Annotated in this window: 14 protein-coding genes; 5 read left to right on the top strand and 9 right to left on the bottom strand. The window is 64.6% G+C overall.

Features of this window, described 5'->3' with window-relative positions; genetic code table 11:
- Positions 1 to 13: 13 nt before the first annotated feature.
- The 4 genes from ACMFWR_RS14190 to ACMFWR_RS14175 all read right to left on the bottom strand — a co-directional run bounded on the left by ACMFWR_RS14190 (position 14) and on the right by ACMFWR_RS14175 (position 6,453).
- On the bottom strand, positions 14 to 3,790 hold the full coding sequence (locus ACMFWR_RS14190) for a DNA translocase FtsK (protein WP_413192274.1): 3,777 nt from the start codon (positions 3,788 to 3,790) through the stop codon (positions 14 to 16).
- A gap of 281 nt (positions 3,791 to 4,071) precedes the next feature.
- Complete coding sequence (locus ACMFWR_RS14185; protein ID WP_413192273.1) at positions 4,072 to 5,853, bottom strand: PepSY-associated TM helix domain-containing protein; 1,782 nt, start codon at positions 5,851 to 5,853, stop codon at positions 4,072 to 4,074.
- A gap of 19 nt (positions 5,854 to 5,872) precedes the next feature.
- Complete coding sequence (locus ACMFWR_RS14180) at positions 5,873 to 6,133, bottom strand: hypothetical protein (protein WP_413192272.1); 261 nt, start codon at positions 6,131 to 6,133, stop codon at positions 5,873 to 5,875.
- Positions 6,130 to 6,453, bottom strand: coding sequence for a hypothetical protein (locus ACMFWR_RS14175; RefSeq protein ID WP_413192271.1), 324 nt, complete (start codon positions 6,451 to 6,453; stop codon positions 6,130 to 6,132). Before ACMFWR_RS14175 ends, ACMFWR_RS14180 begins: the two co-directional genes overlap by 4 nt.
- 218 nt (positions 6,454 to 6,671) lie before the next feature.
- On the opposite strand from ACMFWR_RS14175, the gene ACMFWR_RS14170 reads away from it, so the two are divergent.
- Together ACMFWR_RS14170 and fghA are read left to right on the top strand one after the other, a co-directional pair.
- Positions 6,672 to 7,778, top strand: a complete 1,107-nt coding sequence (locus ACMFWR_RS14170) for an S-(hydroxymethyl)glutathione dehydrogenase/class III alcohol dehydrogenase (protein ID WP_413192270.1) — start codon at positions 6,672 to 6,674, stop codon at positions 7,776 to 7,778.
- Positions 7,779 to 7,943: 165 nt separating this feature from the next.
- Positions 7,944 to 8,819, top strand: coding sequence for an S-formylglutathione hydrolase (gene fghA / locus ACMFWR_RS14165; protein WP_413192269.1), 876 nt, complete (start codon positions 7,944 to 7,946; stop codon positions 8,817 to 8,819).
- Here the strand turns inward: fghA and ACMFWR_RS14160 are convergent.
- The 5 genes from ACMFWR_RS14160 to ACMFWR_RS14140 all read right to left on the bottom strand — a co-directional run bounded on the left by ACMFWR_RS14160 (position 8,806) and on the right by ACMFWR_RS14140 (position 14,669).
- The gene (locus ACMFWR_RS14160) at positions 8,806 to 9,129 is read right to left on the bottom strand and encodes a helix-turn-helix domain-containing protein (RefSeq protein ID WP_413192268.1); all 324 of its coding nucleotides are present in this window, start codon (positions 9,127 to 9,129) and stop codon (positions 8,806 to 8,808) included. The genes fghA and ACMFWR_RS14160 overlap by 14 nt on opposite strands.
- A gap of 98 nt (positions 9,130 to 9,227) precedes the next feature.
- Entirely contained in the window at positions 9,228 to 11,882 is a 2,655-nt protein-coding gene (locus ACMFWR_RS14155) for a mechanosensitive ion channel family protein (protein ID WP_413192267.1), read from the bottom strand.
- Positions 11,883 to 11,982: 100 nt separating this feature from the next.
- Positions 11,983 to 13,209, bottom strand: coding sequence for a DUF3443 domain-containing protein (locus ACMFWR_RS14150; protein WP_413192266.1), 1,227 nt, complete (start codon positions 13,207 to 13,209; stop codon positions 11,983 to 11,985).
- A gap of 9 nt (positions 13,210 to 13,218) precedes the next feature.
- Positions 13,219 to 13,749 (bottom strand): DUF2844 domain-containing protein, encoded by a 531-nt coding sequence (locus tag ACMFWR_RS14145; RefSeq protein WP_413192265.1) that lies wholly within the window; start codon positions 13,747 to 13,749, stop codon positions 13,219 to 13,221.
- A gap of 131 nt (positions 13,750 to 13,880) precedes the next feature.
- Positions 13,881 to 14,669, bottom strand: coding sequence for an IclR family transcriptional regulator (locus ACMFWR_RS14140; RefSeq protein WP_413192264.1), 789 nt, complete (start codon positions 14,667 to 14,669; stop codon positions 13,881 to 13,883).
- 175 nt (positions 14,670 to 14,844) lie between these two features.
- On the opposite strand from ACMFWR_RS14140, the gene ACMFWR_RS14135 reads away from it, so the two are divergent.
- From ACMFWR_RS14135 to ACMFWR_RS14125, 3 genes are all read left to right on the top strand, one after another.
- Positions 14,845 to 15,159 (top strand): UxaA family hydrolase, encoded by a 315-nt coding sequence (locus tag ACMFWR_RS14135; RefSeq protein ID WP_413192263.1) that lies wholly within the window; start codon positions 14,845 to 14,847, stop codon positions 15,157 to 15,159.
- A 9-nt stretch (positions 15,160 to 15,168) separates the two neighbouring features.
- On the top strand, positions 15,169 to 16,455 hold the full coding sequence (locus tag ACMFWR_RS14130) for a UxaA family hydrolase (protein ID WP_413192262.1): 1,287 nt from the start codon (positions 15,169 to 15,171) through the stop codon (positions 16,453 to 16,455).
- 152 nt (positions 16,456 to 16,607) lie between these two features.
- Positions 16,608 to 17,678, top strand: coding sequence for an aldo/keto reductase (locus ACMFWR_RS14125; RefSeq protein WP_413192261.1), 1,071 nt, complete (start codon positions 16,608 to 16,610; stop codon positions 17,676 to 17,678).
- Positions 17,679 to 17,704 lie beyond the last annotated feature (26 nt).

Raw genomic sequence — 17,704 nt, 5'->3', positions numbered from 1 at the left:
CAGGCGCTGCGCGTTACTCCGACGGCCCCGGTACGAGCACTTCGCGGCTGCCGTTGACGCCCATCGCCGAGACCAATCCCGCAGCCTCCATCTGTTCGACGAGCCGCGCCGCGCGGTTGTAGCCGATCCGCAGCTGTCGTTGCACCGACGAAATCGACGCACGTCGCGAACGGACGACGAACGCGACGGCTTCATCGTACAACGGGTCGGCTTCGGGGTCGGTGACTTCGCCGAACAGGTCAGTCATCACGCCTTCGGCCGGACCCGGGTCAAGGATCGACGCTTCATACTCAGGCTCGCCGAACTGCTTGAGATGCTCGACCACGCGATGCACTTCATCATCGGCGACGAACGCACCGTGGATCCGTTGCGGATCGCCGGTGCCCGGAGGCAGGAACAGCATATCCCCTTGGCCCAACAACGTTTCGGCACCCATCTGATCGAGGATCGTACGCGAGTCGATCTTCGATGAGACCTGGAACGCGACGCGCGTTGGGATATTGGCCTTGATCAGCCCGGTGATCACGTCGACCGACGGCCGCTGCGTGGCGAGAATCAGGTGGATGCCCGACGCACGCGCTTTCTGAGCCAGCCGCGCAATCAGTTCTTCGATCTTCTTGCCAGCGACCATCATCAGGTCGGCGAGCTCGTCGATGATGACGACGATCAAGGGCAACGGCGCCAGCGGTTCGGGGGCGTCGGGTGTCAGTGAGAACGGATTGCCGATCTTGCGCTCGTCGCGCTCGGCATCGCGAATTTTCTGATTGAAACCGGCGATGTTACGCACGCCGAGTGCGGACATCAGTCGATAGCGTTTTTCCATCTCGCCGACGCACCAGTTCAGCGCGTTGGCCGCGAGCTTCATATCGGTGACGACAGGCGCCAGCAGATGCGGAATGCCTTCGTAGACCGAGAGCTCGAGCATCTTCGGATCGATCATGATCAGTCGCACGTCGGCGGGCGTTGCCTTGTAGAGCAGCGACAGGATCATGGCGTTGATCGCCACCGATTTGCCCGAACCGGTCGTACCCGCGACCAGCATGTGCGGTGCACGCGCGAGGTCGGTCACGACCGGTGTGCCGGTAATGTCCTTGCCCATCGCGATCGTCAGATGCGACTTCGACTGCTGATACGCCGTATCGGCGAGGATTTCAGACAGGCGGATGACCTGGCGTTTCGGGTTCGGCAGTTCGAGGCCCATGCAGGTCTTGCCGGGAATCGTCTCGACCACGCGAATCGACGTGAGGCCGAGGCCGCGCGACAGATCCTTCATCAGGCCGACGATCTGTGCGCCGCGCACGCCGAGCGCGGGCTCGACTTCGAAACGAGTGATCACGGGGCCGGCCGACGCGCCGACGACAGTGACCGGCACCTTGAATTCCTTGAGCCGCTGTTCGATCAGTTGCCCTGTTTCGGCGAGGATCGCTTCCGATGCGGGCTCGACAGTGTCTGCGACGGTAGCGAGCAAATCGAGCCCGGGCAGCTCGACATGCGATGCGGTCGGCGGATGGAATTCGAACTCGGTCGGCTGTTGTCCTCCCGGCAGGGGAGGGGCAGTCGTGCGTGGTGCCGCCGGTGCGGCAGATGCCAGGGGGGCGGGCACCGCGGGTGTAGCAGACGCAGCAGGTGTTACGACCGCGGCGGGTGCAACGGGCGCAGTGGAGGCAGCAGACGCAGTGGGCGTTACGGACGTGGCGGATGCCGCAGCCGCAGCGGACTCGGCGGGCGCTGCAGGTGCTGCGTGTTCGGCCTGAGTTAGCGCGCTTGGGGAAGCCGGCTGCGTGGCGCCTCGCGTCGCAAACATCGGAATCTGCGGGGTGGCGTGCGTCGGCGCGGCGATATTCGGCGTCGCGTAGTTGCCTGCCGAGAAGCTGACCGTTGACGGGGCTGCCGGAATAAACGACGGAATCGGGAACGCCGTCGCGAAATCCAGCGTGTCGAGTTCATCGGCCGGCGGCAGCAGCGGTTGATGCGGGGTGACCGAAACCTCTTGCTGAATGGCGGCGCTCTCCTGTGCAGGGAGGCTTGTCTCTGCGTGTGTCGTTTCAGCCGCCACTGCGTCGAGCGCTTCAGTCGCCGTCTCAGTCGTCGTTTCAGCGGCTACTTCGTCGAATGCTTCCGTATCGGCGAGCAACGACACGTGCGCCTCGAGCGACGTGAGATCAATGACGGGTACGTCGTCGTCCGTCGGTTCCCAGAACGACGGCTCATCGAGTTCATCGTCAATTTCCGCGCTTACGGTGTCCTCGACTACGTCGGAGACGGCGTAGAGCGGCACGGCGGCTGGCGTGTCGTTGTTCAACGCAGCGGCATCGCCCGACAAGGTGTGCGCTTCCATCGTGGTCGCATCACGTTGAATGACGTCGGCCGACGCGACGTCTGCCGGCAGGGCTCGCGACGGCGAGGCCTCGGGCAATACAGACTCCAGCGATCCGGCGTCACTGGCCTCGCTATGAGCCGGCGCAGTCGCTTCGAAGCGCTCTGTGTCGTGCCCGGATATCGGGCCTTGGTCGTTCACTACATCACCGGAAGTCGCTTCCACGTGAGGCGCCGCACGACCTGCTGTCGCGAGCGTGGGCCATTGCGCAGCCATGCGCTCGACATTGCGGAACGTTTCCGCGAGCGCGTTCGCCGATGGCGCGGTGATGGGAGCCTGCGCCGTTTGGGCGGCCTCTGCTGCCTCGGAATAGCTCGGAACAACCGGCGCCGAGGGCTGGGCGTTTGCCGCACCTGCCGACAATACGTCGACTTCGGACGTCATCGGAATCGGCGCTGGTGTATTCACTGTCCCAGCTTCTGCGTCCGCTGCTTTCGAACTTGCGCCTCGCGAGTTCGACGGCCCCGGTGCGACCTGTCCGTACGCGCGAGCGCGTAGCGCTGCAGCTGCGGCCTGGCGTGCGGCCGCCGCGGCGGCAACCTGTGCGGGCGTGCGCGAGCGCGCGGCAGTCGTTGTTTCTGAAGGATATGCAGGTTCGTCATGCGCGATCGTATTGGATGGCGCCGGCGAAGTGATGATGGTCCGGTATCCCTGCGGCGAGCGCGCGGAGGGTGCCGGGTCGTGCGCAGCGTCGCTGTGCAAGTCCGCGCGTGCGTCGATGCGCGCGCCGGTGCCTCGCACGCTCGACCCCATCGCGCGAGTCCGTGCGGCAATGCCCATCGACTCAGGCGTGATGACTTCCGCGGGTTGCGGCGCGACCGGAGCCGGCGCTCGTCGCGCCGCCGCGCGCGCAGCGTGGGCGTGCGTGCTCGCTGTGCTGAATACGGACGGACGCTGGCTCGTACCGAGTTCGCCCGGGGCGCGCAAGCCGCTTGACGGGCGTCGCTCGGTCAGCGGCCCCGTCCCGGCGGCGCTGGAACGCCAGCGTGGTTCGGCATTGCGAACGGCCTTCTCGGCGGCAGGGCGTCGTGCCGGCCGCGGAGTGTCTTCGGGCACAGCGCCGTTGCCGACGAGGTCGGAGACCAGCGCCGTCCAGCGCGTACCGAACAACCAGGGCAGACCCAGCGCGAGACCCACGACACCGGCCGCGACACTCGGGCCCGTTCCGAACGCATCAAGAAAGGCACGTCCGACACGATCGATCGAATCGTCGGGTGCCAGCCGGGTCCAGACACCCGCTTCGAGCAGTGCGCTAGCCACGAGCGCGCACAAGGCGCCCATGACAGTACGCGCGGTGCGGCGAGGCCCCTGCGTGTCCTCGTGCGCGCTCAGACGCGCCGCGACGAGTTGCCAGGCCAGTACTGCGACCCATAGCGTTGAAAACCCGAACCACCCCGTAACGACGTTATGCATGCTTGACGACCAACGCAGAAAATGCGGCGGCGTGCTCCGTCGGCCACCTCGTTGGTTCGCGGGCAGCCGTTCGTGAGACGCGCTTCAAAGCACCCGAGTTTACCCGTTCGCGCGCGTCGAGCGAATCTGGTTTGAGCACGCGATCCGTGGTAGGGCGTCGGCGGATTGACTAATCGAGAGGGGCAGATCCCGCATAGACGCGGGCAGGCCACAGACGGCAGACGGCAGACGCAAAGGGTCGAAACTGGATGGCACCGCGCCGCCTGGCGCCTGCTCGCATGTCAGGTCTGGTTGCGCAGCTCGGGTACCGGGCCACGGGGCGGCGCCGCCCAGACGCTGTTCGGATCGCCGTTGCGCCCGCGACGGTGCGTCAGCACGGCCAGCGTGACGAACAGCGCCGCAAAGACGAGCCCGGCGAAATCGATGCTCGCGAGTTGCCAATCACGCGACATCAGGCTCGTAAAAAGATTGTCGCTCGTGAGCAACGCGTCGAGCACCGGCACAAGCGCCGCACATACGGCGGTCACGATCAGCAAGTCGCGCGCGGCGAGGATCGGCGCACGTGCGATCGACCACACCACGGCGGCGCCGAGCACCGCGACATAGACCGACCACGCTTCAAACGACGGCACCAGCAGGGCGATGTCGAATGCGGCGGCAATGCTCGCGCAGGTGCCGACGCAGACAGCTACGGTAGCCCGCGCAATATTGCGGGTCGACAGCGGTTGTTCGTCACCGGCGCGTTTGCGGCGCGCTTCGATCCACAGCAGATTGCCGGTGAACACCAGAACCGCACCCGTGACACCGAGCACAAAATAAATCCAGCGCACGACCAGCCCGCCAAACGAACCGAAATGCAGTCCGTAGATCGCACTCGATACCGTATGGTTCGCGTCGCGCGTGGTGGCTGTCTGATGCGCAAGCACCCTGCCGTCATTGAGGCGTAGCAATACAGAACCGAGCGAGCCGAGCGCGCGGTCGCTGTCGCCCCAGACTTCGGCGGTGCCGTCGTCGGCGCCATAGCGCGAATACGCAATCCAGCGCGGGGTGAATCCGGCCACATCCGCACGGGCTCGCACAACGAGCGCGTTGACCTCCATCGGCTTGCCGGGAACAGCGACGACGGGTGAAGGAGGCACCGATGCGCGCATCGACGTGATTTCCTGCATCAGCTCGCCGTTGAACGCGATCGAGTTGAACAGCATCGCCGCGACAAGACCGAGGCAGAGCACACACCCCGTGAGGGCGATCACCGCATGAAACGGCAGGGCGAGCACGCCGACCGCGTTATGCGTGTCCTGCCAGAACATCTTGAGGTTCGCGCCGGGCCGCAGCGCGAACAAGTCGCGGGACAAGCGCGGCAAGTGAGTCAGGAACCCCGAGACAAGAGCGACGCCGAACATCAGCGACACGGCACCCATCAGATACAGGCCGAAATCGGGCAGCGCCAGCGAATAGTGAAGGCGGTCGATAAACTCCGACAGCCCGGGCCCCGTGCTCAGATCGAGCGTGTCGTGGTCGACGAGCATGAGCGACGGATTGAACGGTTCTGGCGTCGGCTTGACGACAGGGGCGGGCCGTCCTGCGGCGCTGGCTACGCGCGCGGCGCTTGCATTGCGTTCGCTGCGTTCGGCTTCGAGTTTTTTCAGGTGTGCGCGCTGTGCGATCGTGGCTTGTTCAGCCGCGCCCGTGGAGTCCTTCGAAAAGTCGTCGAAGCCGAGCGATGTGTCGAGCGGCGACTTGCCGCCGTCGGCGAGTCGAGCCTGCTGCCAGTCGACGCCGTCATTCCAGTAGACGTACGGTTCGCGATGCGTGTCGGTGGCGAGGACGATGCCGAAATTGTCCGCTGCCTTAGGATGCAGAGCGACAAGCGTTCCGACCAGCCGCTGGGCAGGCCCGCCGTCCGTCGGGAGATGTCGCGCCGGAGGGCGTTCCCAACGCGCGATCTCGTCGTGAAACATCGTCAGCGTGCCGCCGACGAATGCGATGAACAGGGCAAAGCCCGCGCAAATGCCGGCCCAGGTGTGGAGCCACTGGAAGGCGCGGAGGGTCGAAGGTTGCATAGCGAGTCAGACGAGCAGGTCAGGCGAGCTGTAAGGCACGCGCGGCATAAAGCAGCGCGAATGCGGCCAGATTGCCGGCGCCGAGCACCACGACGGCGCGCCGGGTTGTCGGCAATGCAAACGCACCGCAAAGAAGGCCGATCCACAATGGGAAGAACAATACCATTGCAAGGATAGCCGACCGATGCCATCCACCGGGCATGGCCCAGGCGAACGCCCCGGCGAGGGCAACGGACAACGGCAGAGAAAGGACAACGCTACTGCAAAGCCTCAACTTCATGAAGTCTCCGGACGTCCGCCGTTGGGCGGCGTGGCGGTCTTGTTGCCCGAAACGCGGGTGTGGCGATCATGCCGCCAGTAGACGCCGACAAACGGCGCCAGCGCCAGCCCGGCAGCGAGTGCTCCCGTTGCCGCGCAGAGCCCGGCCACGGTGCCGGCCTGCACGCACCACAACCACGCCGAGGCGAGGACGCAGACAAGCGCAGCCCCGAGCGAAGCGCCCGGCCGAAACGACGCACGCAGCAAGCGCTGGCGCGGCGATGCGAGGTAAATCAGTGCGCTCGCGATCAACGCGAGCAAAGTGGCGAAGAGTCCAGGCATAAATTATTGGACGAACATCGATCACCGGACCGTCGGAAAGTCAGCCGTAGAAAGCTGAAAACCGAATCCGCGGTTATTCGCGGAATCCGTGATTTTCATTTCAAATGCGTTATAAATGCGAATAGTTCGCATTTATAACATGGGGTCGGCTCTATCGCAATCTGGGCACGCTTACTAAACTAGCGGCCTGATTCCGCACCTCTCGAAAAGGCATCGATATGAAGACAAAGGCAGCGATTGCATGGAAAGCCGGCCAACCCCTGACCGTCGAAGAGGTCGATCTCGAAGGACCGCGTGCGGGTGAAGTGCTGATCGAGGTCAAGGCGACCGGAATCTGTCACACCGACTACTACACATTGTCGGGCGCCGATCCTGAAGGCCTGTTCCCGGCAATCCTCGGTCATGAAGGCGCGGGCGTCGTGGTCGACGTCGGTCCCGGTGTCAGCAGCCTGCGCAAGGGCGATCACGTGATCCCCCTCTATACGCCCGAATGCCGTCAGTGCAAGTTTTGCCTCTCGCGCAAGACCAATCTGTGCCAGGCGATCCGCTCGACCCAGGGCAAGGGCCTGATGCCCGACTCGACCTCGCGCTTCTCGCTCGACGGCAAGCCGCTGTTTCACTACATGGGCACCTCGACGTTCTCGAACTACATCGTCGTGCCGGAGATCGCGGTCGCCAAGATCCGCGAAGACGCGCCGTTCGACAAGGTCTGTTATATCGGCTGCGGCGTGACCACGGGCATCGGCGCGGTCGTCTATTCGGCGAAAGTCGAAGCGGGTGCCAATGTCGTGGTGTTCGGTCTGGGCGGCATCGGCCTGAACGTGATCCAGGGTGCGAAGATGGTCGGCGCCAACAAGATCATCGGCATCGACATCAACCCGGGCCGCGTCGAGCTTGCGAAGAAGTTCGGCATGACCGATTTCATCAACCCGAAGGACGTGGGCAATGTCGTCGACGCGATCGTGCAGCTGACCGACGGCGGCGCGGACTACTCGTTCGAATGCATCGGCAATGTGACGACGATGCGCCAGGCGCTCGAGTGCACGCACAAGGGCTGGGGCCAGTCGTTCATCATCGGCGTGGCAGCCGCGGGTCAGGAGATCAGCACACGGCCGTTCCAGCTCGTGACGGGCCGCGAATGGAAGGGCTCGGCCTTCGGTGGCGCACGCGGCCGTACCGACGTGCCGACCATCGTCGACTGGTACATGGAAGGCAAGATCAATATCGATGATCTGATCACGCACCGCCTGCCGCTCGAGAAGATCAACGAGGGCTTCGATTTGATGAAGGCCGGTGAATCGATCCGGTCAGTCGTGCTCTATTGATCGTGCTTTAGCCGGGCGAGGGCGCCGCTTCCCTGCGTTCGTTCGAACGCGGCGGGCGCCCCCGCGCACCGATCAGCCCGACCAGCCCGACCAGCCCGAACGAATCGATCAGCCCACGGAAATCGATCCGTCAGAACGCATCACGCAGTCCGAACCGATATCGACATGACGACCCACGACACCACTGCCGAGCTTGAACTGATCAGCGCCCATGGCAGCTTCGGCGGCAGCCAGCGCTTCTATCGTCACCGCTCAGCGGCGCTGGGCCTGCCCGCGCGCTTTTCGATCTTTCTTCCGGAGGGTGTCGACACCGGCGCACCCGTGCCGGCATTGATCTATCTGGCCGGGCTGACCTGCAATGAAGAGACGTTTCCGATCAAGGCGGGCGCGCAGCGTTTTGCGGCCGAGCACGGTCTGGCGTTGATCGCACCCGACACGAGCCCGCGCGGTGCGGGCGTGCCGGGTGAAACCGATGACTGGGATCTCGGTGTGGGCGCCGGGTTTTACGTCAATGCGACGCAGCCGCCGTGGAATCATCACTACCGGATGGACGCCTATGTGGCCGACGAACTCATCCGCCTGGTGACCGGATGCTTCAACATCGACGCATCGCGTATCGGACTGTTCGGTCACTCGATGGGCGGGCATGGCGCGCTGACCCTGGCGCTACGCAATCCGACGCTGTTTCGTTCAGTGTCGGCGTTTGCACCGGTCGCCGGACCCGCGAGCTGTCCGTGGGGTGAAAAGGCGTTTACGGCCTTTTTCGGCAACGACCGCGACGCCTGGCTGCGTCACGATGCGACCGCGCTGATCGGGCAACTCGGGAAACGCTTCGACGGCGAGATCCTCGTCGATCAGGGGCTCGATGACAAATTCCTCGCGACGCAACTCCGCATCGATGAATTCGAAACGGTATGCCGTGCGGCCGGACAAGCGCTGAAGCTCCGTCGTCATCCGGGATACGACCACGGCTACTACTTTATTTCGACGTTTATCGGCGACCACATCGCGCATCACGCGCGGGTGCTCAACGCGAAGTAGGCGACCCGCCTTCAAACAGATCCGAGCAGACCGAACGGCCGAACTCGGTCAGGGTCGACGAGCCGAGGCCGGCATCGTCGAGCGTCACCGTCGCGAGCCCGGCTTCGGTCAGCGAGGTCAGGTAGCGCCGCAGGGTGCTTTGCGCGAGCTGGGTCCGCTTGCTGAGTTTGGCGAGCGACCACACTTTGCCGGACGGGTCATTCGCGGCTTCCCACAGATGGGCGAGCACGGTCTCGACGACCGGGTCGATGCCATCGTCCGCCGATGTGCCGGAGCGAGCCGATGCGGCGGAGAGTTCGGGATTCGACATTCAGGGCACCTTGACGAGCTCAGCGTTGGGAAGACTCTCAATGTAGTCGATCGATGCGCGGCGCGCAGCGCTTTCGCTGCGCGCGCTCAGCAACCCGATCAGGAACGACTCGGACCGGATGAGGGTTTGCCGCCGGAAGCGCGCGGCGTGGATTGCGTCTGTGTATCGGTCGGCGAGTCGGATTCTGTCGTCGGCGTCGTGCCCTCAGCAGCCGTATCGCTTGCCGCTGGCGTGTCCCCTGCAGCGGGATCGGTCGTCACGGCTGGCGCACCGGGTGCACCTGATCGCGACTGCATCAGCACATTGCGTAGCGGATTGGCGATATCGATGCCAGCCGCGTTAAAGCTTTCGAGGATGCGCCGGTTGAACTCGCGCTGCACGGGCCAGCGCATCGTGTCACGGCACTGGATCTGACCGGCGAGCGTCACGGCGGCGCCATCGACGGCGTCGACACCCCAGAAGCTGAAGTCGGCGAGGATGCCGTCCTTGAATTGCGGGTCCTCGCGCAGCGACGCGCCGATTTGCTTGAGCTGTTCGATCGCACGGTCGACGTCGGCGCCGAACGCGATGCTCACGCGCACGGCGGCGTTGCCGATGCCGCGATTCACGTTGTTGACCGTCGTCACCGAGCTGAACGGTACGGTAAAGAGCGAACCGTCACCGCCACGCAGTCGCACGGTGCGGATCGACAGATACTCGACCGTGCCCGAGACGCCGGCGACGGTGACCCAGTCTCCGACCTGCATGGCGTTTTCCATCAGCAGGAAGATGCCCGTGATGAAGTCCTGCACGAGCTTTTGCGAACCGAAGCCGAGGGCGACGCCAAAGATACTCGCGCTGGCCAGCAGCGGCGCCGTATTCACGCCAAGCTGGCTCAGGCCGGTCAAGCCAACGACCAGCGCGATACCCACGAGCAAGGCGCTGCGCAACATCGGCAGCAAGGTGCGAAGACGCGTCGCGCGAAGGAATTCGCCGCGGTCGGTCCATTTACGCAGTCGCCGCTCGAATGCAATGTTCACGGCTTCCCAGAGCACGACGGCGATCGCCGCGGCGACCGCGATCGTCACGAGCGCTGAAATCAGGCGATGGCCAATCGGGTTCGACGCGAGAAAACGCAGCAGATGCACGCCCCAGATATCGAGCAGCGTGAGCAGCGCGATGACGCTGAGCACGGTCGAAATGACCTTCTGCAGCATCGGGTAGTAGCGGTACGCGCGCCGCTGGACGATCGACTTCTCGGCCGGCGCACCGCTGCCTTGAGCGGCCTGAGCGTCGGCGCCGTCGGACTCGCTGTCGCTTTGATTCACGCGGAACAGATGCGCGAGCGCGCCGAGCGACACGATTGCCACGACGCGCGCGACCACGAGCACGATCAGCGACAGGCCGCCGAGATGGATCAGCGTCTCGAAGCCGTTGTTGACGTCGAGCGCCCAGACAAACCACAGTGCGAGCACAAAGAACACGGCGACCGCGGCCCAGACGTCAGCAATCCAGTTGCCGAAATACGCGAGCGTCTTGCTATGCGACGTGGTATTGCGCAGCCAGCGGGCGACGGGCCGGCGGCACAGCAGGATGACGATGGCGACCATGATGTGCGCAATCAGCGCGGTCAGTTTCATGATCGCGAAATGCGCATCCATGCTCAGGCCGAGCGGAGGCAATGCTTCGGCAAACGCGCTGCCGACCCCTGCGACCGCGACGATGCGGCGCACCCAGAGCTGCACGAAGAGGGCGGTGTCATCGCTGACGCGCCACAGACGCAGCCCGGGTGAGCGCGGCGCGAAGAACAGGTTGCCGACAATCAGCACGCCGCGGCAGATCACATAGATATCGACCAGCGACGACAGCATCTCTTCGGCGGCGGACCCGTCGTCCATCAGGATCGACATCAACAGACTCGAGGTCAGCGCAAATCCGATCACCGGAATCGCGGCGAGCACGCCATTGAGCAGGGCGGCGGGTACGCGGCGCAATAGCGTCCAGTGGAGCGCCGCGTGTCGCTTGCCGCGCGCAATGGGCGTGTGATCGAGCGTGGGGGCGCGATGCGTGTCGCTCAGCAACGCTTCGCTGACCTGCTCGTCGCGTGCTTCTTCGCGCTCGTCGGCATTGAGTTCGGCCTCTTTCTGCTCGGCTTGTGCGGCGGCATTGGCGCGCGCCGCGATGGCGGTGCGAGGCCGCAAGGTCAATCGCCTCAGGACCCACTCGACGCCGAGCGCCGGGATCACGGTCGCCAGCATGAGCCAGACAATCTGCAGCAGTGAGGCACGTGCGTCCGGCGTCGCGGTATGCGCCGTCCACCATGCGCGAACCGAGGCGACGTCGAGCAGCGCGGAAAGCGAATGCCGGCTCTCGCGGCCGACCGTGTTGGCCCAATGGGCGAGTTGGCGCGACAGCTGGGTCACCAGTCCGTTGGACTTGAACGCGGCGGCGACGCCTGAGGCAGATGTCGCCGGAGCGGCGCTCGCGGCCGCAGGTGCGGACGCCGGCACGGGCGTCGCGAGCGCGCCGGCCGCGGCGACAGCGCGCAGGGTGTCTTCGACCTGCGCACGGCGTTTGGGGTCGTTGAGCACGATCAGCGCGTCACGCGCCTGAGCGGGCGTCAGGATGACCGGCGCGGCACTGGAGGCGGCCGTCGCACTGGCCGCCGATTCGGGCACGGACGTGGCGGAGTGACCCGACGACTGAGCCGATGCTGCGGTGGAAGCACTCAGGACGGAAAGAAGGACGAACAGGACAACGAGAAAACGGGGCATAAGCACAATGGCGTCGGGGCGACTGTCGAATGACCGTTCATTGTAAAGAATTCGCGCAGCGACCTTGCCGGTGCACTGCGCGATGCGCTGACTCTCGACGTTAAAAGGCGATATAGGGACCGGCACCGCCCGTCGTATTCGCGCCCGAGATCGCTGTGTAGACCGGGCGCCCGTAGAAGAACGGCAGCCCGAAATCGAACGTGGGCGTGCCGGTGAACGGCCCGCCAATATCGTTGTAGGCGAAGTTGCCGCTCGCAAACAGCGTCTGCGCGTTACCGATCGACAGGCTCGCGGTCGTCGTCGCGCCGTTCGTGCCCGTGATCGTCGCCGAAACGGCGGTCGTCGAGGTCGGGCAGAAGAAACCGCTGGCGTTCGAAGTCGTCGCACACTGCGGAATCGACCCGTCGGGAAAGAACAGGCCGTTCGATCCGGTGTCGAGCAGGCTTTGCGACAACTGCGTACCGCTGAACGTCGCGGTGAACTGGCCCGCAGAATTCGTTTTATAGACCGTCACGCCGGTCAGTGCATTGTTGCTTTGCGTGCCGATGCCGAAGATCAGCGAGCCTTGTGCCGTTGCGCTGCCGCCGGCCGGCAGAGCGGGCAGCATGACGAGCGAGCCGTTGTTATCGGACGCGAACCGCGCAACCGGATTCGGCACCTGCGATGCGACCGGCACCGTGGTGCCGGTGCAGACCGCACTGATGCAGCTGAAGTAAATCCCGACGGCTTGCTGGGCGCACGCCGTCCCGCAGTCGGTTGCCAGCGTACCGATACCGAGGATGCCGTTCGCACCCAGCGCGGCGACGGTCTGCTTGGTCGAGCTGTTGGCAGTGCAGTCCGTCGGCGGCGTCGGCACCGCGGCATCGCCGCTGATCTCGATGCCGATATTGCTGGCCGTCTCGCCCGCGATGTGAACATCGGCGGCACGTACGGCACCCCAGGTGACGCCGTCGGCAAACTGGGCGCATTCGCCGAGCGTGCCGCCGCCGCTCGCGGTCTGGGCGGTCAGTCCGAGTGACGAGATCGCCTGTGAGCTCACGAGCCGCAGGCCGGCGGACCCGGTATCGACCTGTACATGGTCCACCTGCGCACAGGTGGACGTACCCGGCTTGCAGATCGTCACCGTCACGAACGGAATATTCGGGCTCGTCGTCGCCGCCCCGTTGGTAACGGGCCCTGCACCGATCGTGATCGAAGCCACGTTCGACCCGGCTACGTTCGTCGACGGCGTCGTGCTGGCCGAGTTGGACGAACTGCCTCCCCCCCCTCCACAGGCGGACAGCACAACGAGACAAGCAAGTGTCGCGATCGACAGGAGCTGGCGCACGCGAGCCTCCTATTGGATGTCGTTGGCGGAAAACCCGGCTGGCATTGCAGAACGCAGATACGCGGTGCCCGAAAACGCGCCCATATGGCCGCCCGAGAGCACCACCAGATCGTCGAGCACGATGTTCGTGCGTCCGCGCAGGTGTCCGTCGGTCTGTGCGGCACTGACCGCCTGGGTGTACTCGGTGAAATAGGCCGTGCCGAGCAATTGTTTGAGCGGCGGCAGCACAGGGCCTTGCCACGCAATCGCAAACACCTGCCCCGCAGGCGACACGTATTCGTGAACGACCGTGCCCGATGGCAGGGTCAGGTTGTGACGCGTCGCGCCACCGGCAATGGTTTCCGCCTGGGCGCTTGCGCCAAGCGATGCGACATCGGTAGCGATCGAGCCGGCGTCGCCGCCCAGCGTCGCGAATGCGGCGGGGGCGAGCGCAAGCAGTGACAGAGCCGCGACGGCGCGGCGTACCGCGCGCGCTGATCGGGGAAACGCCCGGCACCCGGGTTCCCGGTGTTCTGCGCCATGCCGACGGCTGAATCTCATGAAGGGCTCCGACTGAGGTCTGGAATGACGACGCAGTGATGACGACGCAGTGGCAAGAATACCTGAGGCGTGCAAATTAAAGCGCGTGTATCAGCCAGGCGTGCGGGTCGAACCCTATCGTGATGCTCGCGTCAGCGCGCTGTCGCAGGTACGTCGCCGGACATCGACAATTCCCTGGCGGCATCTTGTAGCAATCCGAGTACCTGCTCGGACGACGGCGCGGCGTGACGGTCGATTCTTCGCATGTAAGGCGAGGTGATCACGCCGATTGCACTGCCGTCCGGCGCGTGGACCGGACACGAGATATCGGTCACCCCGTACGCCTGGCGGCTCGCCATGCTGCCGTGGCCGTCGAGCCGCACCTGCTCCAGCAGCGCATCGAGCGCCTCGGCCGAGGGGGCCGTTTCACCGTCGACAGCGACATGTTCGGCAAGCATGCGTTCGCGTTGCGCATCGGACTGAAAGGCCAGCATCACGGCGCCCGACCCCGTATCGACGAGGCTCAGACGCGAGCCGAGCCGGATCGACAGGCCCCAGATCCCCGGGCCGTCGGTCTGCGCGATGACCAGGATATTGCCGCGGTCGTAGATGCCGAGATGGCACGACTGCTCGGCCTGCGCGACAAACCGGTCCATGACGGGCCGCGCCGCTGCGATAAAGCGGCGGATCGGCGGCTGCTGGTGTGCGAGGGAGAACAGCTTGAGCGTGAGCGAGTAGCGGTCGCCGCCATCGGAGCGCGCCACGTACTCGCGCGCGACGAGGCGTTCGAGCATCCGGTAGATCTCGCTGGCGTTGCGGCCCAGCAGCTTGACGATCTCGGCGCGGGTCAGGCCGCGTTCCTGGGTCGACAGCAATTCAAGAATATCGAGACCCTTGTCGAGCGCCGGGGCGCGGTATTTGTCGTTGTCTTCGGTGGCCATAAGCTCGGAGGTCGTGAATGTGTTCCGTATTGCTGACATCCCGCCTTGACAGTCGGGATGTTCATATAAGAATATTCGATTCACGGATGAACATAAAGTGGTGACGCATTGACATGAATGCGCATCGCAACGCAGTCCCCCCGTTGCACATCGACCGGTGACCCGAAACCCCCCGATGGAACAAACCGATTCCCGTCTGATCCTGCTGTCACCCGAGGACAACTGTGTGATCGTTGCCCGAGACCTTGCCGAGGGCACGACGCTGATGCTTGAAGGCGCGTCGATCACGATGCCGCGCGCGATCGCGACAGGCCACAAGCTCGCACGCCGTGCGCTGTCACCGGATGAAAAGGTGGTTCGCTACGGTGCCGTGATCGGCCACGCGACGGTTGCCGTCGCGAAAGGCGAGCACCTGCACACGCACAACCTCGTCAGCGATTACATCCCGACGTATACGCATGACGATGGTCATGCCTTCGTTCAACACTGAGCGCCGCCCATGACGTCATCTTCCACGCTTCGTGCTCATCTTCGTGGTTATTTGCGCGCGGACGGCCGCAAGGGCATCCGCAACACCGTCGCCGTCTGCTATCTCGTCGAGTGCGCGCATCACGTCGCGCACCAGATCGTCAATGCGTTCCAGCCCACGTTCGAAGCGTGGGATGCGGGCACGGCGCCAATCGACGTGCCCGTGCACCTCATCGGCTTTCCTGGCTGCTATCCGAACAGCTATGCGGAAAAGATGGTCGAACGGATCACGACGCATCCGAATGTCGGCGCGGTGCTGTTTATCTCGCTCGGCTGCGAGAGCATGAACAAGCACTACCTCGAGACGCGCGTGCGCGAATCGGGTCGTCCGGTGCATGTGCTCACGATTCAGGAGCGCGGCGGCACGCGTGCGACCGTGCGTGAAGGCGTCGAATGGGTTCGCTGGGCGCGCGAGATGTTGCTCGAGCAAGAGCCCGTGCCGATGGGCATGGATGAGCTCGTGATCGGCACGGTCTGCGGCGGCTCCGACGGCACCAGTGGCATCACGGCCAACCCGGCGGTCGGGCGCGCGTTCGATCATTTCGTCGACGCGGGCGCGGCCTGCGTGTTCGAAGAAACGGGCGAGCTCGTCGGATGCGAGTTCCATATGGAGCGCCGCGCGGTGACGCCCGAACTCGGCCGCGAAATCGTGCGCTGTGTCGAGAAGGCCGCGCGCTACTACTCGATCATGGGGCACGGCAGTTTCGCGGTCGGCAATGCCGATGGCGGGCTGACCACGCAGGAAGAGAAATCGCTCGGCGCTTATGCGAAGAGCGGCCGCTCTTCGATCAGCGGCATTGTCAAACCCGGCGATGTCCCGCCGACCGGTGGCCTGTACCTGCTCGACGTCGTGCCCGATGGCGAGCCGCGTTTTGGTTTTCCGAACATCAGCGACAACGCCGAGATTGGCGAGCTCATCGCGTGCGGTGCCCATCTCGTGCTGTTCACGACGGGACGCGGCTCCGTGGTCGGCTCGGCGATTTCGCCGGTCATCAAGGTCTGCGCGAATGCAACGACCTATCGGAATCTGTCGGACGACATGGACGTCGACGCAGGCCGGATCCTCGAAGGCCGCGCGACGCTCGATGAGGTCGGGCAGGAGATCATCGACCTGACGCTCGCGGTCGCCAACGGCGCGCCGACGAAGTCCGAGTCGCTGGGTCACCAGGAATTCATCCTGACGTACAAGACGTTTGAGCCGGTCGGCCCGGCCTGTTTGCCACGCGGCGCAGGGACGATCAGTCTTGCCAGCGTGTGATGGAAGGGCGGTAACTGAACAGTCACTGAAGAGCGGTCGCGCATCGAGCAAGACGAATAACGTTGCAGTCAAGCCGTCCTGCGCCGCGGGTGCCGAGCGTGCTATTCGCCGGACCGGAACGAACACAACGAAGGTGGAGACAAGCTGAATCCATGAATGCGATCACGCATCGCCGGCCGCTCGGTCAACGCGGTCTGGAAGCGACAGGGATGGGACTCGGTGCAGCAGGCCTTGGCGGACTGTTTCGCGACGTCAGCGAGGTGGATGCCCAGGCGGCCATCGATGCCGCATGGGACGCGGGAGTACGAACCTTCGACGTCGCGCCATACTACGGCTACACCAAGGCCGAGCATCGGATGGGCCGCAATCTGCAGGCGCGCGATCGCGATACGTTCGTCCTGTCGACGAAGGTGGGCCGATTGATGCGGCCGCGCGCCGAACCTGCGTCGAGCGCGGCTCCGTTGAATGCGGGCGATGCGTGGATCAAACCGTTACCGTTCGAGCCACATTTCGACTACAGCTACGACGGCATCCTGCGCTCGTTTGAAGACAGTCAGCAACGTCTCGGCATGGCGCGGATCGATGTGATCCTGCTGCACGATATCGGTCGTGAGACGCATGGCGCTCAAGCCGATCATTATTGGCGGCAACTGGTCGATGGGGGCTTCCGTGCGCTTGACGAGCTGCGTCGCGAGCGCGGGGTGCGTGCAGTCGGACTCGGCGTCAATGAGTCGGCGGTGGTGCTCGACGCGATGCGCGAATTCGATATCGATTGCGCGTTGCTCGCGGGGCGCTACACCCTGCTCGAGCAGGCCTCGCTCGATGCGCTGTTGCCGGAATGTGTGAAGCGCGGCGTGGGTATTCTGCTTGGCGGAGCGTTCAATTCCGGCATTCTTGCCCAAGGCACCAAGGGCGATCTCAAGTTCAATTACGACACGGCAAGCGAAGCGATCATCGCGCGCGTGCGTGCGTTCGAAGCCGTCTGCGACGCCTATGACGTGCCGCTCGCGGCCGCGGCGCTTCAGTTCCCGTACGCCCATCCCGCGATCAGCTGCGTGATGACCGGCGCACGCAGTGCAAGCGAAGTGACGCAAAACGTTGGCAGCTTTACGTATCCGATCGCCGCTGCGTTCTGGCGCGCGCTCAAGGACGAAGGCCTGATTCGCGCGGACGCGCCCACGCCGGCTGAACCCGAGAAGCCCGTCATGATCGGGCAGCCGTGAGAGGGTGCGCCAGGAGGGCCATGCGT

This window comes from Pararobbsia alpina, from assembly GCF_965118125.1.
Lineage (GTDB): Bacteria > Pseudomonadota > Gammaproteobacteria > Burkholderiales > Burkholderiaceae > Pararobbsia > Pararobbsia alpina_A.
The sequence above is the reverse complement of the archived record's forward strand: the minus strand, read 5'-3'. Positions and strand labels throughout refer to the sequence as shown.